We start from the raw sequence: 20,802 nt of genomic DNA, 5'->3' as shown, positions 1-20,802 counted from the left end.
CGACCTGTCCATTGTCGAGGAAGCGTCCTGACGAAAGCGCCTGCTGGCGCTTTCGCTCATTCATGGGGTGCTAGGGGGCGGAGGCTGACGCGCCGAGCACTGAACTCAGCGATCAGGATCCGGTTTGATCGCAATATCAGGTACCGGTTTATAGAACGGTCCATAGTCCAGCAATAACTCTTCCCCTTTCTTGATGTCCTTCAGCGCCACGTAGAACGTCAGGTTTTTCCCGACCGAGATGGACACGACATTGTTGGACCTCCACGCTGGCCCATCGCCCAGTTGCGAGGTGTTGATCAGGCTCAGGGTGTTGCCCGTGTGCAGCCCACTCACCGTCCGCGTACCCGAACGGGTACCAAACAGGTAGGTCATTACAGCCCGCGAGCCTTGCTTGCGTTGCTCCTCGAACAACGACGCCTCGTCTGGGTGATATTTGCCTGCATACGGACCAAGCACTTCATATTGAGGAATATCGCGCCGCGCCCACACCGAAGCGCCGCGAGCCGGCCCACCATCGTCCAGCGGCGTGACCACTTCCATAGCCTCCTCAAACCGAGACTGGTGTTGACCTTCGGTTCGCAGCCAGTCTTTGATCGATTCCTTGATCTGGGCTGAAACGCGCGCCTTTGTTGCGCTATCCAGCCCGTCAAGCACACCATTCCAGTAGGCGATACGGATGTCATCGATAGGACCTTCAAGTGCTTGAGTCAAGCTGAGCCTGGGGTTCGCCGGGTCCTGCAGGATCGGCAGTGTGTTGTCGATCTGATGGCGGGGCAGTGTCTGGAAATCACTGGGCTCAACCTTGATAACGACAGGCGGGACTGCCAACGCTGGCCCCGGGGCCTCTACGCCCTGAGGCGTATCGGCGTGCAAGCTCAGATCCGCAACCTTCGCTTGCGGCGGGTCCAGAGGGTCTGATGCCGGTCGTTTTCGTGCCGTATCCACAGCAGGTTGCTGGGGCGTGAGACGCGGTCCAGTGTTTTGCTGTAACCGTTCGAGACGTTGGACAGCAATCGCTGTAAAGGAGCCGTCACTTTTAACGTACTTCGTCCAGACGCTTGGATTGAGCCTGTGCTGGTGCAAGAACTGCGCTTGCGTCATTGAGTTGTCCGCATTGGTGGCAAGCACTTGCCACTGGCGCAAAAGGTCACTGGTGATCCGCCTATAGGTGCCATCGGTTGCGCTGCTCACCAGTGCTTCGCCGGTGGCCGACAGGCTGCCGTCTGCCCGTACATGTGATCTGAATGAGTGCGCACTGAGGTTATGGTGACCGGCAAAACCTTCCCTGGTCATGGCGTCCCGCGCCTGCTGTGTCATGTTTTGCCACGCCTGGATGTGCGTTTCGGTCACCTTGTCAACCGGTGTGTTGGCCGCGCGGTCGCGCACAAGCTCGCCGGCAGGGCTCAGTTTGCCGTCAGGCTGCACGTAGTGATCAAAGGTTCTCGGGGAGATGTGTCTATGTCGGACAAAGTTCTTACGGGCAGAGCCTTGCTGTTGCGCAAGCGGCAGCGCCTCCCAGTCGCGCAAATGCTCGGCGGTGATCAATAGCATCGGCGCCCTCGGAGCATGGGCCGCGGGCCCCAGTGCAGCGCGCTCAAGACGTTCCCTGGCGGTCTTTTTCAAGGAGCCGTCAGGGTTGACCCAGTCCCTCCACGTAGCAGGATGGAGCCCGTTCTCGCGGGTGAACTGCGCTTGCGTGACCGCGTTATCCGGGCTCTCGAAGTGCGCTTTCCATTGGCGAAGATGGTCATCGGTAATTCTGTTAGGGACGACCCCGGCTACCCTGTCCATCAGCTCCCTGCCGACTGGCCCCAAGGTCCCATCTCGCCGTACATGCGTTTTGAACGACCCCGGATTAACGTGATAAAGCTCGGCAAACCCTTCGAGGGTCAACACGTCGCGCTGCGCCTGTGTCATGTCTTGCCAGTCACGGATATGGGTTTCAGTCACCGCATAGAAGGGCGTGCCGGGCAGGCGGTCACGCACTGCCACACCGGTAGCGGTCAGTTGACCATTGGGTTGCACGTAGCGCTCAAAAACTCTCGGGTGGAGGTGTTTTTGCCGGGCGAAGCCCTCACGGGTAAGGCTTTGTTGTTGCTCCAAAGACAGCGCCTGCCAAGCGCGCAAATGATCAGCCATGGAGGGCGGGGCCTGGCCTGCGGACGCCAGTGCGGCATTTTGCCGTGCCTGTTCCAGGCGCTGCGCGCCCATTTCCTTTAAAGAACCATCCGCCTTGACGTACAGCTCCCAGCTACGTTGGCTGAGCCCGTGTTGGCTAACAAACTGCGCAGACGTCAATGTGTTGTCCGGGCTCCTGAAAAGCTCATCCCACTGGCGTAAATGATCATCGGTAATTTGGTTGCTTCTGGGGGCGACGGACGACTTGAGCAGCGCTTCGCCCCTGATCATCGGGGTGCCATCCCGGCGCACATAACTTTTGAATGTTCCCGGTCGAAGGTTATGAAGGCCGATAAATCCGTCCAAGGTCATTTCGTCACGTGCCGCTTGTGTCATGTTTTGCCAATCACGCACATGCGTTTCGGTCACCTTATCGGTGAATGCGTTGGCGGGGCGGTCACGCACGATCACACCGGTATCGCTCAACTGGCCGTCAGGTTTCACGTAGTACTCAAAGGTTTTCTGGGGGAGGTGATTCTTTTTGGCAAAGCCCTTTCGGGTAAGACTGGCCTGTTCATCCGGCGACAACGCCTCCCAGGCCCGCAAATGTTCAGCGGTGATCTGCCCGCCACCGGGCGCCCCCAGGCGCTGCCATTCGTCACCTTGTACATGCTGGACCAGCAACTCGGTTTGCCGGTTGTTGTGATAAACCCGCGCCTGCACAACACCGTCGTCCGTGCGCGAAACCTGGCGCACCTCATATACCGCTGTATCACCGTTGCTGTCGGTATGGCGTATATGCGACATGTGCCCATCGGCCGCCACATACACCCCCTGACTATTGCGTGACAGCCCCACGATTTTGCTGTCTGGCACTTTGAAGTGCCCGAACAGCTCATGGCTCAATTCACTCAGCCCATCGATGTACGCCGTGTCCACCTCACCGTCGACAGCCTGGGTCGATACTTTGAACTGCTCAAGCGGGCTTCCATAAGGTCGCATGGTGTCAGCGTCAAATGAATACCACTTGCCGCCTTTGAGCACAGCAGCCCCTTCCACTGTCTGGCCTCCCACCTTCAAGGTGCCTGTTGCCGCGACGTCGTACTGTTTGCTGATAGTTTTCAACACGTCGTAGCTGCCAGTGGCGCCTCTGAGTTTGTTGACGGCCTTGATGCCTTTGGACAGTACATAGAGGCCAGCGGTACCCACCAACCTGGGCAAATCGCCCATCCCTCCCACAGGGTTGAGCACGTCAATGGCCGCCACACCGATGACCTTGGCCGCCCGCAATGCCTTGGCGCCGGTGGAAAGCGCCGAGCGGCCGACCTTGAGCAATTTTCCGGCGGTGGCGGTGCCGGCGGTAAGAAAGCCGAAAACATCCAGCAAGAGATCGAAAGCCCCGTCCCCGTACTTGCCGTTTTGAAAATTGACAATGGCGGACCTGAAGGGGATCAGGTTCAACAAAAACTCGCTCAACTGCGCGTTCGCCGTGTCCAAGGCCGTCTGCCCACGGGCTTGCAACTTGATAGCCGGATCGTCGAGATCCAAGTGCTCGACAAAGGCCGTGGCAATCCCATGGGATCGAGCACTGGTAAAGCTCTCCCATGGCCCGTTATCCAACGGGCGCTCACGCCCAAGATCATCTGCTTTGTGGCTGGGCGTGAACGTTTTGGTCGTCGTTACCTTGTTGCCAACCCTGTCCGCCCTGATCTTCGTATCGTAAAGGCTCGCTGTTTCAATCGTGCCTTTATTGAAGTCGATGACGTAGGCGTGCGACACGCCTTGCAGTTCAGTTTTAACCAGCAGCCCCGGTTTATTTTGACCATACGTATTATTGAAATGACCATCCATGACGTATGAGCCTTCCTGGAAAAAGCTGATTTTCCCAAACTCCAGGCGCTGGCGATCTTCCAACGGCAGTTGCGAAATCATGTGCCTGACCACTGTATTGACGGCGGCCTTTTTTTCCTCGATCGCACGGCTGAACTGCCGTTCGAATTCAGCCGGCACGCCAAACTGCCGGTTGGCGTTCAAACGCGTCAGCACCCTTTGCAGGTCATTGCCCTTGAGTGAACTGCTCGGTTCATACGCCCTGAAGGGCCGGGTTTCCAGCCAGTCGATCATGGCGATATCCAATAGCGAAATCCCTCCCCCTTCAATCGCCACGTAGTGCTGATCAATCGCGAATGCTTTCTCTTCGAAAAATGCGCCAAGGTCGCCAAAACGCTCCTTGAGCTTGGCCAGTGCGACCTCTTTTCGAGTGGGCAGTGCTGTGTCCAGTGCCTGGGAAGCAACGAGCCGGGCGTCCTGTTGCGCGTTGAATGCGACCCTTGCCGATTCAAGTTGCGCGGGGAGATAGTCGCCATCCTGTCTTTTTGTGAGCACGCCGCTCGCCACGGCCCAGTCCAGCAATGCCAGGGTTTGTGCCGCTTGGGTAACTGCAGGGTCGACCCGCTGCGCTTCTTGCGCCTCACTCATGACTTGGGCAAACGTCATACCAGGGACTTTGCCGGGTGTGTGAGCCTCAATCGTCATCGCAGCCATCGTCAGGCTGGCCCACGCCTGACTGCCAACCTTTACGGTCGGGGGAATGTCTTTGATCAGAAACTGCGGTGCCGCCTTGGCCAGCAACAGGTACGCACCGACACTCGCCAGTGCAGCGCTGGTTTTGCCAGTACTGCTCAAATGGTCGGCCAAGCCGGCCACAACCTTGGAGGCGTGGTGCCCCCCACGTGTGTCACTGCCCAGGTCGAAACCGGCAACGCTGTTGCGACCGGGCGCAGTGATCGACTCAGGGTCCATCTGCAGGGCGATAGCGGCCAGCAGGTAATCGCTTGCGCTGCTTTCGCTGTCAACGCCTTGCATGGTTTGCTGTAGCGCTTTGCCCATCCGCTGCCCTTGCGGGGAGTTGACCAGTGCCTGGAGTATTTTAGCCGGGTCGTCGCCCGCCTCTGCCGGCAGCGGCTGCCGATACCGCAGAAACTCCAGCACCCCGCCCTGGGTTTGCATCACCAGCGGCTGATCGCCGAGGGCGTGTTGGTGATTCATCGTGACAAGACGCAAGCGCCGCTGTTCGTCTGCGCTCAAGGGAACCGACCAGGATAATGCGCCTCCCAGATTACCCAGCGAGGGAGTCGGGCTGCTGGGTATCGGTCTATCCTGGCTGAGACGAGGGGACGTCATTGAGGTGTCGACGCCATCGGTCACAGGTGATGACGGATGTTCATCTGTCGGCAGGGGAAGCGAAAAATGCGTACTTGCAGCGGTAATGCTTGTCATAAAACGCCTATGCGTAGTCGAGGAGTCCGGCGCTTGCGGCCGTTCACTGAGTGTCAGCACCCAATGAGGAGGTTCCCGACCAACTGCAAGACTTCGTGACCGTGCACCGGTACCGCGTCAGAGCAACGCGCTGACAAACATGCCAATCGCCACCACCCCACACAGGCTGGCGAACCCCACTTGCAACACCCGCGCGGGGATGACCGAACACAACCGCCTTCCCGCCAACATGCCGACGACACTCGCGCCGATAAACACCCAGCCCACCGGCTCGATGCTCACGCCCGCATGAAACGCACCGGCCACGCCGATCAGCGATAGCAGGCTGACCACCATCAACGACGTGGCGACGATCCCACGCATCTGCACGTCGGTCAGTTGTTTGAACGCCGGCACGATCAGAAAGCCGCCGCCCACGCCCAGCAAGCCCGATACAGCACCCGTCACAGCTCCCAGCGCAGCCAGGGTGGCGCTGCACTTGGCGGTCCAGGAGAAGCGCCCGGTTTGTTGATCCAGCATGCAATTCTTCTGGCCCCATGAAGCGGCGCCATGGTCACTCGGCCCCGCCTCGCGCTTTTCCCGTTGCAGCATGCGCCAGGCCACCAGCACCATCAGCGCGCTGAACAACCCCATCAGCACCGGCTCCGACATTTGGTGGGCTACGAACACGCCCAACGGCGAAAACAGCGCGCCGAGCAAGGCGATCAACAACGCCGCGCGGTAACGCACCAGGCCATGGCGCAAGCCATCGATGGCCCCCACCGCCGCTGCCGCGCCCACTGCGAGCAACGACACCGGCGCGGCTTGGGTCATCGTCAACCCCAGCCCCAGCACCAACGCCGGCACCCCAAGGATGCCGCCGCCCGCGCCGGTCAGGCCCATGACCAGGCCCATCAATACACCCAACAGACTGGCCAGCAGCATTCAGTCCACCTTGCTCAGACGGGTCAGCCACTCGCGGCCCTTGAGCATACCGTTCCAGTAGAACCACGGCAGCAGCGTGGCCTTGAGGAACCACATCGAACGGCGCGCCCGAGTCGGGTCCAGGGGAAAGGTCGGCAGCAGCTTGCCGCCGTAGCCGAACTCGGCCAGTACCACCTTGCCCTTCTCCACCGTCAGCGGGCAGGAGCCGTAGCCGTCGTATTTGAGCGGCAATGGCGCCTGTTTGCGCAGGGCCAGCAGGTTCTCGGCCACCACCACGATTTGCTTGCGCACCGCGGCCGCCGTCTTGGCGTTGGTGGTGCCGCACACATCGCCCAGGCCGAAGACGTGCGGGTAGCGCAAGTGTTGCAGGCTGTTGGGGTTTACTTCGCACCAGCCGGCGGCGTCGGCAAGCTCGCTTTCGCGGATAAAGTCCGGGGCCAGCTGCGGCGGCACGACGTGCAACATATCGAAGGTTTTCTCTTCGACGCTCACGTTGCCTTCGGCGTCCTTGACTTCGAACCAGGCTTTGCGCGCCGGGCCGTCGACTTTTACCAGGTTGGAGTTGAACGCCAGGCGCGCGTTGTATTTTTCGACGTATTTCATCAACGGCGGCACAAAGGTCGCCACGCCGAACAACGCAGCGCCGGCCAGGTTGAACTCCACCTCGATGTTTTTCAGTGCGCCCTGCTTGAGCCAGTGATCACAGGACAGGTACATGGCTTTTTGCGGCGCTCCGGCGCATTTGATCGGCATGGCAGGCTGGGTGAACAGCGCCTTGCCGCCCTTGAGTTGCTGCACCAGTTGCCAGGTGTAGGCGGCGTGCTCATAGCTGTAGTTGGAGGTGACGCCGTGCTGGCCGAGGGTGTCTGGCAAGCCCTCGATTTTCTCCCAGGCCAGACGCAGACCGGGGCAGACGATGAGGTTTTGCCAGGTGACGCGCTGACCGCTGTCGAGCACCAGGGTTTGCTCGTCGGGCAGCACTTCGCTGACGGCGGCCTGTACCCAACTGACGCCATTGGGCAGCACATCGGCCAGGGGGCGGCGGGTCTTTTGCAGGTCGTAGGCGCCGCCGCCGACCAGGGTCCAGGCCGGTTGGTAGCAGTGGTAATCGTTGGGCTCGATCAGGATGATGTTCAGCTGCGGGTCGCGCTTGAGCAGGCTGGCCAGCAGGCCGATGCCTGCCGAGCCGCCGCCGATGACTACGATATCGCCACTGATGGTGGGTCCCCAGTGTTGTTCGGTCATTGTCTACTGCCTTTTTGAGTCAATGCACACAAGGGTCGCTGCCGGATGGCGTCACGCCCAGCTTTTTATGACCGCGCCGCAATACAGCCCGGACAGGGTCTTCATCACTTGAATCACTTCATGGCTAGCCAGCCCGTAGAAAATGTATTTGCCTTCTCGGCGGGTGGCGACCAGCCCTTCATCGCGCAGGATGCCCAACTGTTGTGACAGCGTGGGCTGGCGCACGCCAGTCAGGGCTTCCAGCTCGCCGACGTTGCGCTCGCCCTGGGTCAACTGGCACAGGATCAACAGTCGGTCTTCATTGGCCAGGGCCTTGAGCAAGGAACAAGCCTTGGACGCCGACGCACGCAACTGGGCGACTTCGCCCTCACTCAAGGTAGATTCCATTTGCTTCGGGTCCTTTATGTCACTTAAGCTCAAAACATTATGTGTAAACGTAAACTGATTGTAACCACTTTTTTCTTCATTGGGGACAGCCGCCATGCCAGCGTTGATTCAAGCCTTTCTGGATGACGCATCGTCGACCTATACCTACATCGTCTATGAAGCGGATGGCGGCCCCTGTGCCATTGTCGACTCGGTACTCAACTACGACCCGGCGTCGGGGCGTACCGATACCGCCCAGGCTGACAAGGTGATCGCGTTCGTGCGCGAGCATGGCTTGCAGGTGCAGTGGTTGCTGGAAACCCACGCTCATGCCGATCATCTTTCCGCCGCGCCCTACCTGCGTCGCAACTTGGGCGGCAAGATCGCGATAGGCGAATCGATCAGCAAGGTGCAGGGTGTGTTCAAAAACCTGTTCAACCTGGAGCCGGAATTTCGCGTCGACGGTTCGCAGTTCGATCACCTGTTTGCGCCGGATGAGGTCTTTCATATCGGCGGTTTGAAAGCCCAAGCCCTGCATGTGCCGGGACACACCCCTGCCGACATGGCCTACTTGATCGACGGCCGCTTGATCCTGGTGGGCGACACGCTGTTCATGCCCGACGTCGGCACCGCCCGCTGCGATTTCCCCGGCGGCGATGCGCGGCAGTTGTACGCATCGATGCGCAAGCTGTTGGCGTTCCCCTCGGATACCAAGCTGTATGTGTGCCATGACTATCCGCCAGAGGGGCGTGAGGCCAAGTGCCAGACCACTGTGGCGGAACAAAGGGCGGGGAATATTCATGTGCACGATGGGGTGGATGAAGCGGCGTTTGTAGAGATGCGCACCCAGCGTGATGCCGGGCTGGGAATGCCGACCTTGTTGCTGCCGGCGATCCAGGTGAATGTGCGGGCGGGGCATATGCCGCCGGCGGAAGAAAACGGCGTGACCTACCTGAAGATCCCCCTCAACCAACTTTGAAATACAGTAAAAAAATGTGGGAGGAGGCTTGCTCCCGATAGCAGCGGAACAGCTACACATAAGTTGACTGTCACACCGCCATCGGGGCAAGCCCCCTCCCACATTTTTACCGCGTTGAGTCAGTTGCCCAGGCTGATGCCGTTGGCTGGCAGCGGCAGCGCCGTCTTGTAGCGCACCTGCTTCAAGGCAAAGCTGGAGCGAATGTTTGCCACCCCCGGCACCTTGGTCAAAAAGTCCATCATGAAACGCTCCAGCGACTGGATCGTCGGCACCAGCACGCGGATCAAATAATCCGGATCACCCGCCATCAGGTAGCACTCCATCACCTCGGGCCGGTCCGAGATCGCCCCTTCGAACTGCTGCAACGCCAACTCATTCTGCTTTTCCAGGCTCACATGGATAAACACATTGACGTGCAGCCCCAGCAGGTCGGCATCCAGCAACGTGACCTGCTCACGAATCAGGCCCAGTTCTTCCATCGCCTTGACCCGGTTGAAACACGGCGTGGGCGACAGGTTGACCGAGCGGGCCAGGTCGGCATTGGTGATGCGGGCGTTCTCCTGCAGGGCGTTGAGAATGCCGATATCGGTACGGTCCAGTTTGCGCATGAGACAAAATCACCTGTTTATTATGTTTATGCAGTTTTTTTATCCGCAAATGACGGTGAGCGCAATGAAACACAGATAAATATTCTTCTACGCCACGCCTATGATTGTTGTAGGACAAGATTTCTTCTACCCGAAGACTGACTGTCAGCTAGCGCGCCCACTACAAGAAATTCACAAGATAGAGCGTAGAAAGCCATGACCCAGCCGTATGCACCGCTGCGCCTGCACGTTCCCGAACCTTCGGGCCGTCCAGGCTGCAAGACCGATTTCACCTACCTGCGTCTGACCGACGCCGGCCTGGTACGCAAACCCGCCATCGACGTAGAACCCGCCGACACCGCCGACCTGGCCAAGGGCCTGATCCGCGTGCTCGACGACCAGGGCCAGGCGCTCGGGCCGTGGGCCGAGGGTGTTTCGACCGAGATCATGCGCAAAGGCATGCGCGCCATGCTCAAGACGCGCATCTTCGACAACCGCATGGTGGTCGCCCAGCGCCAGAAAAAAATGTCGTTCTACATGCAAAGCCTTGGCGAAGAAGCCATCGGCAGCGCCCAGGCCCTGGCCTTGAACATCGACGACATGTGCTTCCCCACCTATCGCCAACAAAGCATTCTGATGGCCCGCGACGTGCCGCTGGTAGACCTGATCTGCCAACTGCTGTCCAACGAGCGCGACCCGCTCAAGGGTCGCCAGTTGCCGATCATGTACTCGGTCAAAGAGGCGGGCTTCTTCACCATTTCCGGCAATCTCGCCACCCAATTCGTGCAGGGCGTGGGTTGGGGCATGGCTTCGGCGATCAAGGGCGATACCAAGATCGCCTCGGCCTGGATCGGCGACGGCGCCACCGCTGAATCGGACTTCCACACCGCCCTCACCTTCGCCCACGTCTACCGCGCGCCGGTGATACTCAACGTGGTCAATAATCAATGGGCCATCTCCACCTTCCAGGCCATCGCCGGCGGTGAAGCCACCACTTTCGCCGGACGCGGCGTGGGCTGCGGTATCGCCTCCCTGCGGGTAGACGGCAACGACTTTATCGCGGTGTACGCCGCCTCGGCCTGGGCTGCCGAGCGTGCGCGCCGTAACCTTGGGCCAACCCTGATCGAATGGGTCACCTACCGCGCCGGTCCGCATTCCACCTCCGATGACCCATCCAAATACCGCCCCGCCGACGACTGGAGCCACTTCCCGTTGGGCGACCCGATTGCCCGCCTCAAGCAGCACCTGATCAAGATTGGCCAGTGGTCCGAAGAGGAACACGCGGCGGTCAGTGCCGAGCTTGAAGCCGAAGTGGTCAAGGCGCAGAAGGAAGCCGAGCAGTACGGCACCCTGGCCGGCGGCCAGATTCCAAGCGCCGCGACCATGTTCGAGGACGTCTATAAAGAGATGCCGGAGCACTTGAAGCGCCAGCGTCAAGAGTTGGGGGTGTGACATGAACGACCACAACAACAGCATCGAACTGGAAACCGCCATGACCACCACCACCATGACCATGATCCAGGCCCTGCGCTCGGCCATGGATGTGATGCTTGAACGTGACGACAATGTGGTGGTGTTCGGCCAGGACGTCGGCTACTTTGGCGGCGTGTTCCGTTGCACCGAAGGCTTGCAAACCAAGTACGGCAGCTCGCGGGTATTCGACGCACCGATCTCGGAAAGCGGCATTGTCGGCGTGGCCGTGGGCATGGGTGCCTACGGCTTGCGCCCGGTAGCTGAAATCCAGTTCGCCGACTACGTCTACCCGGCCACCGACCAGATCATCTCCGAAGCGGCACGCCTGCGTTATCGTTCGGCCGGCCAGTTCACTGCGCCCCTGACCATGCGCATGCCCTGCGGCGGCGGCATCTACGGTGGCCAGACCCACAGCCAGAGTATCGAAGCGGTGTTCACCCAGGTCTGCGGCCTGCGAACAGTGATGCCGTCCAACCCCTACGACGCCAAGGGCCTGCTGATCGCCTCCATCGAGAACGATGACCCGGTGATCTTCCTTGAGCCCAAGCGCCTGTATAACGGCCCGTTCGACGGCCACCACGACCGCCCGGTAACGCCTTGGTCAAAACACCCGCAAGCTCAGGTCCCGGACGGTTACTACACCGTGCCGCTGGACGTGGCCGCCATTGTGCGCCCAGGTTCGGCCGTGACCGTGCTGACCTACGGCACCACCGTGTACGTCTCCCAAGTCGCCGCCGAAGAAACCGGCATTGACGCCGAAGTCATCGACCTGCGCAGCCTGTGGCCGTTGGACCTGGAAACCATCGTCAAGTCGGTGAAAAAGACCGGCCGTTGCGTGGTGGTACATGAAGCCACCCGCACCTGCGGCTTTGGTGCCGAGCTGGTGTCGCTGGTGCAAGAGCATTGCTTCCACCACCTGGAAGCGCCAATCGAGCGCGTCACCGGTTGGGACACCCCCTACCCCCACGCGCAGGAATGGGCGTATTTCCCAGGCCCGTCCCGAGTGGGCGCGGCGTTGAAACGGGTCATGGAGGTCTGAATGGGCACGCACGTTATCAAGATGCCAGACATCGGCGAAGGCATCGCGGAAGTTGAATTGTCGCAATGGCATGTGAAGGTCGGCGACCTGGTGGTTGAAGATCAGGTACTGGCGGATGTAATGACCGACAAGGCGATGGTGGATATTCCCTCGCCCGTCCACGGCAAGGTGATTTCCCTGGGCGGCGAGCCGGGTGAAGTCATGGCGGTGGGCAGTATTTTGATCAGCATTGAAGTGGAAGGCGCAGGCAACACCAAGGATGTGCCGGTGGCTGCCGAACCGATGAAGACCGCACCTGTCGTTGAAGCCAAACCGGTCACGGCACCCGTTCAAAGCAAACCGGCTCCAGCCGTGAACGCGCCACCAGCGCCCGTGGCCCGCGAAGCCAGCGAGCGCCCGCTGGCCTCCCCTGCCGTGCGCAAACATGCGCTGGATGCCGGGATTCAACTGCGCCTGGTCCATGGCACAGGGCCTGCGGGCCGGATTCTGCACGAAGACCTGGAGGCGTACCTGCACCAGGGGCCGGCCACCAGCGCCAGCGCCGCCAACCCTTACGCCGAGCGCAATGATGAACACCAGATCCCGGTGATCGGTATGCGCCGCAAGATCGCCCAGCGTATGCAGGACGCCACCCGGCGCGCCGCGCATTTCAGCTACGTGGAAGAAATCGACGTCACCGCCCTCGACGAGTTGCGCGTGCATCTCAACGAAAAGCACGGTGCGACACGCGGCAAGCTGACCCTGCTGCCGTTTATCGTACGGGCCATGGTGGTGGCGCTGCGCGACTTCCCGCAGATCAACGCTCGCTACGACGACGAAGCCCAGGTCATTACCCGCCTCGGCGCGGTACATGTGGGCGTCGCCACGCAAAGCGACGTGGGCCTGATGGTGCCGGTGGTGCGTCACGCCGAAGCCCGCAGCCTGTGGGGCACTGCCGAAGAAATCGTGCGCCTGGCCAACGCCGCACGCACAGGCAAGGCCAGCCGTGAAGAGCTGTCCGGCTCGACCATCACCCTGACCAGCCTGGGCGCCCTGGGCGGCATCGTCAGCACGCCGGTGCTGAACCTGCCGGAAGTGGCCATCGTTGGCGTCAACCGCATCGTCGAACGGCCCATGGTGATCAAGGGCCAGATCGTGGTGCGCAAGATGATGAACCTCTCCAGCTCCTTCGATCACCGCGTGGTCGACGGCATGGACGCGGCGCAATTCATCCAGGCCATTCGCGGCCTGCTCGAACAACCCGCCAGCCTGTTCCTGGAGTAAGAGCATGACTCAGACATTGCACACCACGCTGCTGATTATCGGCGGCGGCCCCGGCGGCTATGTGGCGGCAATTCGCGCCGGCCAGCTGGGCATCCCCACCATACTGGTGGAAGGCCAGGCACTGGGCGGCACCTGCCTGAACATCGGCTGCATTCCGTCCAAGGCGCTGATCCATGTAGCCGAGCAGTTCCAGCAGACCGTGCATCACAGCCAGGGCTCACAACTGGGCATTGAAGTGGATGTGCCGACCCTGGACATCCGCAAAAGCGTGGAATGGAAAGACGGCATCGTCGATCGGCTGACCACGGGTGTCGCCGCGCTGCTGAAAAAACACAAGGTGCAGGTCGTTCACGGTTGGGCCAAGGTTATCGACGGCAAGACTGTCGAGGTGGGCGACCAGCGCATCCAGTGCGAACACCTGCTGCTGGCCACCGGTTCGAAAAGTGTCAACCTGCCGATGCTGCCGATTGGCGGGCCGATCATCTCGTCCACCGAAGCCTTGGCACCGACCCGCGTGCCCAAGCGCCTGATTGTGGTGGGCGGCGGTTATATCGGCCTGGAACTGGGTATCGCCTATCGCAAGCTCGGTGCCGAGGTCAGTGTGGTCGAGGCCCAGGAACATATCCTGCCCGCCTACGATGCCGAGCTGACCTTACCGGTGGCCGAGTCCCTGAAGAAACTCGGGGTGAAGCTGTACCTTGGGCACAGTGTCACCGGCTTTGCCGACAACAAGCTGCAAGTGCGTGCGCCCAATGGCGACACCTTGGCGCTGGACACCGACCAGGTGCTGGTAGCCGTTGGGCGCAAACCCAACACCCAAGGCTGGAACCTCGAAGCGCTGAACCTGGACATGAACGGCGCGGCGATCAAGATCGACAGCCGCTGCCAGACGAGCATGCGCAATGTGTACGCCATCGGCGACCTCAGCGGCGAACCGATGCTGGCGCACCGGGCCATGGCCCAGGGCGAGATGGTTGCCGAGCTGATCAGCGGTAAAACCCGTGAATTCAACCCGGCGGCGATTCCAGCAGTGTGCTTTACCGACCCGGAACTGGTGGTGGCCGGCAAGACCCCGGACGAGGCCAAGGCTGCCGGGCTGGACTGCATCGTGTCGAGCTTCCCGTTTGCCGCCAATGGCCGGGCCATGACGCTTGAGTCCAAAGCCGGGTTCGTGCGGGTAGTGGCGCGGCGTGACAATCACCTGATTGTCGGTTGGCAAGCCGTGGGGGCTGGGGTGTCCGAGCTGTCTACCGCGTTCGGCCTGAGCCTGGAAATGGGCTCGCGCCTTGAGGATGTGGCCGGCACCATTCACGCCCATCCGACCCTTGGCGAGGCGGTGCAGGAAGCGGCATTGCGGGCACTGGGGCACGCCTTGCATCTGTGAAACTGCGGTGACGCTATCGCAGGCAAGCCAGCTCCCACATTTGGAATGCAGTCAAATGTGGGAGCCGGGCTTGCCCGCGATGACGGTGGACCAGCCAGTACAAAGGCTCAATGGTCCACCCACCCGCTCCCACACAAGCCAAGAATGCAGTATTGTTGCTCCCATCCAGAAAAAAATCCGACTTGACCAGAGATAGAGGGTGTCATGGGTAACGAAAGCATCAATTGGGACAAGCTGGGTTTTGACTACATCAAGACCGACAAGCGGTTTCTCCAGGTCTGGAAAAACGGCGAATGGCAGGAAGGCACCCTGACCGACGACAACGTGCTGCACATCAGCGAAGGCTCCACCGCCCTGCACTATGGCCAGCAATGCTTCGAGGGCCTGAAGGCCTATCGCTGCAAGGACGGTTCGATCAACCTGTTTCGTCCGGACCAGAACGCTGCACGTATGCAACGCAGCTGTGCCCGCCTGTTGATGCCACATGTGTCGACCGAAGACTTCATCGAAGCCTGCAAACAAGTGGTCAAGGCCAACGAGCGCTTCATCCCGCCGTATGGCAGTGGCGGCGCGCTGTACCTGCGCCCGTTCGTGATCGGCACCGGTGACAATATCGGCGTACGCTCTGCGCCGGAGTTCATCTTCTCGGTGTTCGCTATCCCGGTCGGGGCCTACTTCAAAGGCGGCCTGGTGCCACATAACTTCCAGATCTCCACCTTCGACCGCGCTGCGCCGCAAGGCACCGGTGCCGCCAAGGTCGGTGGCAACTACGCTGCCAGCCTGATGCCGGGCTCTGAAGCGAAGAAATCCGGCTTCGCCGACGCGATCTACCTGGACCCGATGACTCACTCGAAAATCGAAGAAGTCGGCTCGGCCAACTTCTTCGGGATCACCCACGACAACCAGTTCATCACGCCGAAGTCGCCTTCGGTGCTGCCAGGCATCACCCGCCTGTCGCTGATGGAACTGGCCCAGACCCGCCTGGGCCTGGACGTGGTCGAAGGCGAAGTGTTCATCGACAAACTGGACCAGTTCAAGGAAGCCGGCGCCTGCGGTACTGCTGCGGTGATTTCACCGATCGGCGGCATCCAGCACAACGGTAAGATGCACGTGTTCCACAGCGAAACCGAAGTCGGCCCGGTTACCCAGAAGCTCTACAAAGAACTGACCGGTGTGCAGACCGGTGACGTTGAAGCGCCCGCGGGTTGGATCGTCAAGGTTTGAAAATGATCTGAACCTGCCACTTCAGAAAAAGGCCCATTCACCGCTGTCGGTGAATGGGCCTTTTTTATGCGGTGGGTTACTGGATGTGCAATCACCTGTGAAGATTGACAGTAGACAGTAAAAATCGGCACACCTAAGTTAACTCTCCTTCTAAACCCAGCAGGAGCCCATCATGGCGATCTATGAATTACGTGTGTCCGCAGAAGATTTCGAGAATGACGGTAGTAAAGAAATCGTGATGGAAACTTACATTAACAACGACCTTGATTGGGCCGTTTACGCGTCATCCAGCAAGCACGACGGGATTTACGATACCGCCTCGGCACCCGATGACGTCGACGGCGATGGAGACTACGATAACGATGACAAGACGCTTTACCTGAACGTAGCCAACGCTTTCGCCAAAATGACAGCCTATGCCATAAAAAAACGAAAAAAAGCGAAGAAATAAAGCTCACCAGCCATGACCAGGTTGCCGTCGGTCATGCGCGTCAACCGTTGATATTTTCTGCAATCCTCTTACCCATACTGATCCTCGGCTCCACCCCATACCCCAACGCCTCATAAAACCCCACCACGACGTCATTGCCGCCGGTGATCTGCAGGTTGATCTTCATGCAGCCCAAGGCCGTCAACGCCTGCTCGGCATGGCGCACCAGCGACGATCCCAGACCATGGCGACGATAGTCGTCATGCACCGCCACCGAGTACAACCAGCCACGATGGCCGTCATAGCCCGCGAGAATCGTACCAATCACGGCTTTCTTGTCGGTGGCCACGAAGAACAGCCCATCGTTGACCGCCAGCTTCTTGTCAATCGCCAGGCTCGGCAGGTTGTGTGCGGTGTCATAGCCAAACGCCTGCTGCCATAACTCAATCACTTGGGCGCGATGCTGCCGGTCGCGGTAGGGGCCGATGGGATGCCGGGACAGCAAGGTCTTTTCCATGACCAGCGTGCGCTCGTTGCCATGGTAGACATCGCGCACGGTGTGAAAACCCAGCTTGCTGTAGAACGGCTCGGCGGTCAGTGATGACGGCACACTCAACACCGTCACCCCGGCTTCGCGGGCACGCAGTTCGATCTCGATCATCAACAAACGGCCGATACCCTGCCCTTGCAGCTCGGGATTGACGAAGACCGAACGCACCACGTTGGCATCAAGGGCAGCGGTGGCGACGATTGAATGGTCCTGGGTAGCCACCAGCACAATACGGCGGTTGAGCAGTTCCAGAACCGCATCGGGCGTGAAGTGAGTGGCGACGCGAGCAATCACATCTGCTGGATAATCCCGTGCATTGCTGCTGTGCAAGGCCGCCAGAATGACCTGGCTGATGCCCTGGGCATCGGCTGCTTGGGCGAGACGAACAACGGTCGACATGACTCCTCCTGGCTGGCGCGACTGTAATGAACACCCCACTGTGCATGTGGAAGGGAGCTTGATCCCGATAGCGGTGGGTCAGCTAAAGATAAGCTATACGCCTCGTTGATGCCCTGCATATCGATCATTTCCACATCCCGGACAATCCTCTGTTCGGCGCAGAACCCAGCATCTCCCGGGCTTTCTGGATACGGTCGATCAGCGAACCGCAACAGGTGCGGGCAATGCCATTGACGCTGAACCGTTCAACCAAGCACGCCCATACAATCGGCGTCACCGCCCGCCCCCTAAGCTTTTGACTTTCTTAAAAGCGCTGGAGAGTAGGCATGTACAGAAAAGTGAGGGCGGTAACCCTGGCCGTGACACTGCTGGCCGGGGCCATGGCGGGCAGCGCATGGGCGGCCACGCCGGCAGTGGCTGTGGCGCCGCAATACGACACCAGCCATGTGTATGTAGCACCCGCTGATGTAGAGGGTTTTGCCCAGAGTTTCCTGGCCACGTTCGGGGGCAAGAGCACGCCCCAGGTGGTGGTCAATGTGCTGCCGGTGCCGAGCAGCACCACTTCGCAACTGTTGCAGACCCCGGCCGGCACGGTGTCACTGTTCGGCTTCACCACGCCCATCCCCCATCCTTTCGGCCAGGAGCGCAATGGTTATCTGGTCAAGGACATGGACGTGGCCCTGAAGGCAGCTCGGGACAACGGCGCTGCGGTCATCGTCAGCGATTTTCCCGATCCCATCGGCCGCGATGCGGTGGTGCAGTGGCCGGGCGGCGTGAACATGCAGCTGTATTGGCACACCAAGGCTCCCGACTACGCCGCCTTCCAGACGGTGCCGGAAAACCGCGTGTACCTCAGCGCCGATCGCGCCGACCGCTTTATCAAGGCGTTCCTTGGCTTCTCCCACGGCAAAGTGGTAGCCGATGACAAGCACGCACCTGCTGTGGAGGTGGGCCAGGCTGGCGGCACTTACCGACGCGTCGAAATCACGTCGCCCTTTGGGCGCATGGCGGTACTGGTGACCAACGGCCAACTGCCCTACCCCTTTGGCCATGAAACCACCGGCTATGAGGTAGCCGACCTGACGGCCACCCTGGCCAAAGCCACGGGCTCGGGCGCTACCGTACTGGTGCCGAGCTTCGCCAGCAAAGGCCGTCGCAGCGCATTGGTGCAATTCCCGGGCGGTTACGTCGCGGAAATTCACCAACTCATCGCGGCGAAATGATCCGTCGTACAGGCTGGGGCCTGGCCGTGCTGTGGCCGCTGGTGGTGGGCAGCGTACATGCCGACAGTCAACCGACCCGCCCGGCCATCAAGGCCAATCGCTGGCAGGAAGACTGGTCTGTGCTCAAGGATCCGGCATTGCGCACGCAACCGTTGGACAACCTCAAGTACATCCCGCTGTCCGCCGCCAACCCGTTCACCTACCTGTCCATGGGTGCGACGTTGCGCGAACGCTTCGAGATGAACGACGCCAGCGGCTTCGGCGTGCGCGATGTAGCGCGTGATCGCTACCTGATCCAGCGTTTTCAGGTGCACGCCGACTTGCACCTCAACGAACACTGGCGGCTGTTCACCCAGTTGGAAGATGTACGGGCCTATGACAAAACCACCATCGGCGGCGCCGACCAGAACCGCGTAGACCTGCGCCTGGCCTTTGCCGAATACGTGAAGACCTTCAGCGCCGGCACCTTTAAGGCTCGGGCGGGTCGCCAGGACTTTGCCTTCGATTTGCAGCGCTTTATTTCGTCGCGCGATGGCCCGAATGTGCGCCAGTCCTTCGACGCGCTGTGGGCCGATTGGGAAACGCCCCAGTGGCGTTTTATCGGGATCGCCAGCCAACCGGTGCAATACCAGGATGGCCGGCACTTTGACGACAAATCCAATCGTGACGCGCGCTTCCACATGCTGCGGGTCGAGCGGCTGGTGGGCGGCAGCAATGAGTTGTCGGCCTATTACGGCGTCTACGAGCGCCGTGCCGCCCATTACCTGGATGCCGACGGCAACGAGACCCGCCAGTTGCTCGACGCACGCCTGGGCGGCGCGGCCCGGGGCTTCGACTGGGATATCGAAGCCATGCTGCAAAAGGGGTCGGTGGGCAGCCAGGCGATCCGCGCCTGGGCCGGCGGCAGCCGTACCGGCTACACCTTCGACACGCTGGCCTGGACACCGCGCCTCGGCCTGCAAGTGGATGTCGCCTCCGGTGACCGCAAGCGCGGTGATGGCCGCGTCGGCACCTTCAACCCACTGTTCCCCAACGGCTACTACTTTTCCCTGGCCGGTTATACGGGCTACAGCAACCTGATCCACGTCAAGCCATCAATCACCGTCAAACCCATCGCCAAGCTGAGCGTGCAAACCGCTGTCGGCCTGTTGTGGCGGCAGACCACCGCGGACGCGGTTTATACCCAACCCAACCTCGCCGTCGCCGGAACGGCTGGCCAGGGTCAACGCTGGACCGGCGCCTATGGCCAAGTGCGCACCGACTACGCGTTTACCTCCAACCTCAGCGGTGCAATCGAGGCCGTGCACTACGCGGCTGGCCAGACCCTGCGTGATGCCGGTGGGCACGACAGCAACTACCTGGGCATGGAACTCAAGTTCAGTTGGTAACCTCAGGCGAGCACACCCATACAAGCCTGGGCTCAGGTTAACGGCAATAGTGATACGGTTTTTTCAGCGCTTTTTTAACTCAAGCAAGGAGATTCAGATGAGCACCTTCGTTGCCAAAGACGGTACCCAGATCTACTTCAAGGACTGGGGCAGCGGCAAGCCCGTGCTGTTCAGCCACGGCTGGCCGCTGGATGCCGACATGTGGGAATACCAGATGGAGTACCTGAGCAGCCGCGGCTTTCGCACTATCGCGTTCGACCGCCGTGGCTTTGGCCGCTCGGACCAACCCTGGACCGGTAACGACTACGACACCTTCGCTGACGACATCGCGCAGTTGATCGAACACCTGGACTTGAAGGACGTGACCCTGGTGGGCTTTTCCATGGGTGGCGGTGATGTGGCCCGCTACATCGCCCGCCATGGCAGCGCTCGTGTCGCCGGCCTGGTGTTGCTGGGTGCCGTGACGCCGGTCTTCGGCCAGCAACCCGACTATCCCCAAGGCGTCCCCACCGAGGTGTTCGATGGCATCAAGGCCGGCCTGTTGAAGGATCGCGCCCAATTCATCAGCGATTTCAATACGCCGTTCTTCGGTATCAACAAGGGCCAGCAAGTCTCGGAGGGTGTGCTCAGCCAGACCCTGCAGATCGCGATGCTTGCCTCGCTCAAGTCGACCGTGGATTGCGTCAGCGCCTTCTCCGAAACCGACTTCCGCCCGGACATGGCCAAAATCGACGTGCCGACCCTGGTGATCCATGGCGACGGCGACCAGATCGTGCCGTTCGAAACCACCGGCAAGGTGGCTGCCGAAATGATCAACGGCGCGCAACTGAAGGTCTACAAGGATGCACCCCACGGGTTTGCCGCGACCCACACCCAGCAGCTCAATGAAGACCTGTTGGCGTTCCTCAGCCGCTGAACCGCTTGCAACCTC

General features: G+C 60.5%; 16 protein-coding genes. 10 read left to right on the top strand and 6 right to left on the bottom strand.

Annotation, left to right across the window (positions count from 1 at the left end; translation table 11 throughout):
• Nucleotides 1–105: 105 nt before the first annotated feature.
• From FW800_RS11495 to FW800_RS11480, 4 genes are all read right to left on the bottom strand, one after another.
• Nucleotides 106–5,205, bottom strand: a complete 5,100-nt coding sequence (locus FW800_RS11495) for an SET domain-containing protein-lysine N-methyltransferase (protein WP_446437663.1) — start codon at nt 5,203–5,205, stop codon at nt 106–108.
• Between the two features lie 309 nt (nt 5,206–5,514).
• Entirely contained in the window at nt 5,515–6,321 is an 807-nt protein-coding gene (locus FW800_RS11490) for a sulfite exporter TauE/SafE family protein (RefSeq protein WP_248162387.1), read from the bottom strand.
• The gene (locus FW800_RS11485) at nt 6,322–7,566 is read right to left on the bottom strand and encodes an FAD-dependent oxidoreductase (RefSeq protein ID WP_446437662.1); all 1,245 of its coding nucleotides are present in this window, start codon (nt 7,564–7,566) and stop codon (nt 6,322–6,324) included. It abuts the gene before it with no gap.
• A gap of 51 nt (nt 7,567–7,617) precedes the next feature.
• Nucleotides 7,618–7,953: an ArsR/SmtB family transcription factor gene (locus FW800_RS11480; RefSeq protein WP_005789341.1), complete on the bottom strand. Its 336-nt coding sequence runs from the start codon at nt 7,951–7,953 to the stop codon at nt 7,618–7,620.
• Between the two features lie 94 nt (nt 7,954–8,047).
• Between FW800_RS11480 and FW800_RS11475 the strand changes: the two genes are divergently transcribed.
• Nucleotides 8,048–8,911: an MBL fold metallo-hydrolase gene (locus FW800_RS11475; RefSeq protein WP_446437661.1), complete on the top strand. Its 864-nt coding sequence runs from the start codon at nt 8,048–8,050 to the stop codon at nt 8,909–8,911.
• A 119-nt stretch (nt 8,912–9,030) separates the two neighbouring features.
• Here FW800_RS11475 and bkdR read toward each other — a convergent pair whose 3' ends face one another.
• Nucleotides 9,031–9,519 (bottom strand): Bkd operon transcriptional regulator BkdR, encoded by a 489-nt coding sequence (gene bkdR / locus FW800_RS11470; RefSeq protein WP_005789440.1) that lies wholly within the window; start codon nt 9,517–9,519, stop codon nt 9,031–9,033.
• 195 nt (nt 9,520–9,714) lie between these two features.
• Between bkdR and FW800_RS11465 the strand changes: the two genes are divergently transcribed.
• The 6 genes from FW800_RS11465 to FW800_RS11440 all read left to right on the top strand — a co-directional run bounded on the left by FW800_RS11465 (nt 9,715) and on the right by FW800_RS11440 (nt 16,332).
• Nucleotides 9,715–10,950: a 3-methyl-2-oxobutanoate dehydrogenase (2-methylpropanoyl-transferring) subunit alpha gene (locus tag FW800_RS11465; protein ID WP_005789442.1), complete on the top strand. Its 1,236-nt coding sequence runs from the start codon at nt 9,715–9,717 to the stop codon at nt 10,948–10,950.
• A gap of 1 nt (nt 10,951) precedes the next feature.
• Nucleotides 10,952–12,010, top strand: a complete 1,059-nt coding sequence (locus tag FW800_RS11460; protein WP_005789444.1) for an alpha-ketoacid dehydrogenase subunit beta — start codon at nt 10,952–10,954, stop codon at nt 12,008–12,010.
• A complete protein-coding gene (locus tag FW800_RS11455; protein WP_446437660.1) occupies nt 12,011–13,273 on the top strand; it encodes a dihydrolipoamide acetyltransferase family protein in 1,263 nt (420 codons plus the stop codon). It begins immediately after the preceding gene.
• A gap of 4 nt (nt 13,274–13,277) precedes the next feature.
• On the top strand, nt 13,278–14,657 hold the full coding sequence (gene lpdA / locus FW800_RS11450; protein WP_446437659.1) for a dihydrolipoyl dehydrogenase: 1,380 nt from the start codon (nt 13,278–13,280) through the stop codon (nt 14,655–14,657).
• Nucleotides 14,658–14,861: 204 nt separating this feature from the next.
• Complete coding sequence (locus tag FW800_RS11445; protein WP_446437658.1) at nt 14,862–15,881, top strand: branched-chain amino acid aminotransferase; 1,020 nt, start codon at nt 14,862–14,864, stop codon at nt 15,879–15,881.
• A 172-nt stretch (nt 15,882–16,053) separates the two neighbouring features.
• Nucleotides 16,054–16,332, top strand: coding sequence for a hypothetical protein (locus FW800_RS11440; protein WP_446437657.1), 279 nt, complete (start codon nt 16,054–16,056; stop codon nt 16,330–16,332).
• A gap of 40 nt (nt 16,333–16,372) precedes the next feature.
• Here the strand turns inward: FW800_RS11440 and FW800_RS11435 are convergent, their stop codons facing one another.
• Nucleotides 16,373–17,260, bottom strand: a complete 888-nt coding sequence (locus tag FW800_RS11435) for a GNAT family acetyltransferase (protein ID WP_078821750.1) — start codon at nt 17,258–17,260, stop codon at nt 16,373–16,375.
• Between the two features lie 326 nt (nt 17,261–17,586).
• Here FW800_RS11435 and FW800_RS11430 point away from each other — a divergent pair, with 326 nt between their 5' ends.
• From FW800_RS11430 to FW800_RS11420, 3 genes are all read left to right on the top strand, one after another.
• Complete coding sequence (locus FW800_RS11430) at nt 17,587–18,483, top strand: VOC family protein (RefSeq protein ID WP_228308619.1); 897 nt, start codon at nt 17,587–17,589, stop codon at nt 18,481–18,483.
• A complete protein-coding gene (locus tag FW800_RS11425) occupies nt 18,480–19,871 on the top strand; it encodes an alginate export family protein (protein WP_446437656.1) in 1,392 nt (463 codons plus the stop codon). Before FW800_RS11430 ends, FW800_RS11425 begins: the two co-directional genes overlap by 4 nt.
• Before the next feature lie 97 nt (nt 19,872–19,968).
• A complete protein-coding gene (locus FW800_RS11420) occupies nt 19,969–20,787 on the top strand; it encodes an alpha/beta fold hydrolase (RefSeq protein WP_032880467.1) in 819 nt (272 codons plus the stop codon).
• Nucleotides 20,788–20,802: the final 15 nt, after the last annotated feature.

The sequence above is a fragment of the Pseudomonas sp. 910_23 genome (genome assembly GCF_052850795.1).
Note: the sequence above shows the minus strand (reverse complement) of the source record. Positions and strands in the feature narration are given on the sequence as shown.

Excerpts from the sequence above, each read along its gene's own strand:
- FW800_RS11465 (WP_005789442.1), top strand. The coding sequence starts at position 9,715 with ATGACCCAGCCGTATGCACCGCTGCGCCTGCACGTTCCCGAACCTTCG.
- bkdR (WP_005789440.1), bottom strand. The coding sequence starts at position 9,519 with ATGCGCAAACTGGACCGTACCGATATCGGCATTCTCAACGCCCTGCAG.
- FW800_RS11460 (WP_005789444.1), top strand. The coding sequence starts at position 10,952 with ATGAACGACCACAACAACAGCATCGAACTGGAAACCGCCATGACCACC.
- FW800_RS11480 (WP_005789341.1), bottom strand. The coding sequence starts at position 7,953 with ATGGAATCTACCTTGAGTGAGGGCGAAGTCGCCCAGTTGCGTGCGTCG.
- FW800_RS11435 (WP_078821750.1), bottom strand. The coding sequence starts at position 17,260 with ATGTCGACCGTTGTTCGTCTCGCCCAAGCAGCCGATGCCCAGGGCATC.
- FW800_RS11455 (WP_446437660.1), top strand. The coding sequence starts at position 12,011 with ATGGGCACGCACGTTATCAAGATGCCAGACATCGGCGAAGGCATCGCG.
- FW800_RS11430 (WP_228308619.1), top strand. The coding sequence starts at position 17,587 with ATGTACAGAAAAGTGAGGGCGGTAACCCTGGCCGTGACACTGCTGGCC.
- FW800_RS11490 (WP_248162387.1), bottom strand. The coding sequence starts at position 6,321 with ATGCTGCTGGCCAGTCTGTTGGGTGTATTGATGGGCCTGGTCATGGGC.
- FW800_RS11475 (WP_446437661.1), top strand. The coding sequence starts at position 8,048 with ATGCCAGCGTTGATTCAAGCCTTTCTGGATGACGCATCGTCGACCTAT.
- FW800_RS11485 (WP_446437662.1), bottom strand. The coding sequence starts at position 7,566 with ATGACCGAACAACACTGGGGACCCACCATCAGTGGCGATATCGTAGTC.
- FW800_RS11420 (WP_032880467.1), top strand. The coding sequence starts at position 19,969 with ATGAGCACCTTCGTTGCCAAAGACGGTACCCAGATCTACTTCAAGGAC.
- lpdA (WP_446437659.1), top strand. The coding sequence starts at position 13,278 with ATGACTCAGACATTGCACACCACGCTGCTGATTATCGGCGGCGGCCCC.
- FW800_RS11425 (WP_446437656.1), top strand. The coding sequence starts at position 18,480 with ATGATCCGTCGTACAGGCTGGGGCCTGGCCGTGCTGTGGCCGCTGGTG.
- FW800_RS11440 (WP_446437657.1), top strand. The coding sequence starts at position 16,054 with ATGGCGATCTATGAATTACGTGTGTCCGCAGAAGATTTCGAGAATGAC.
- FW800_RS11445 (WP_446437658.1), top strand. The coding sequence starts at position 14,862 with ATGGGTAACGAAAGCATCAATTGGGACAAGCTGGGTTTTGACTACATC.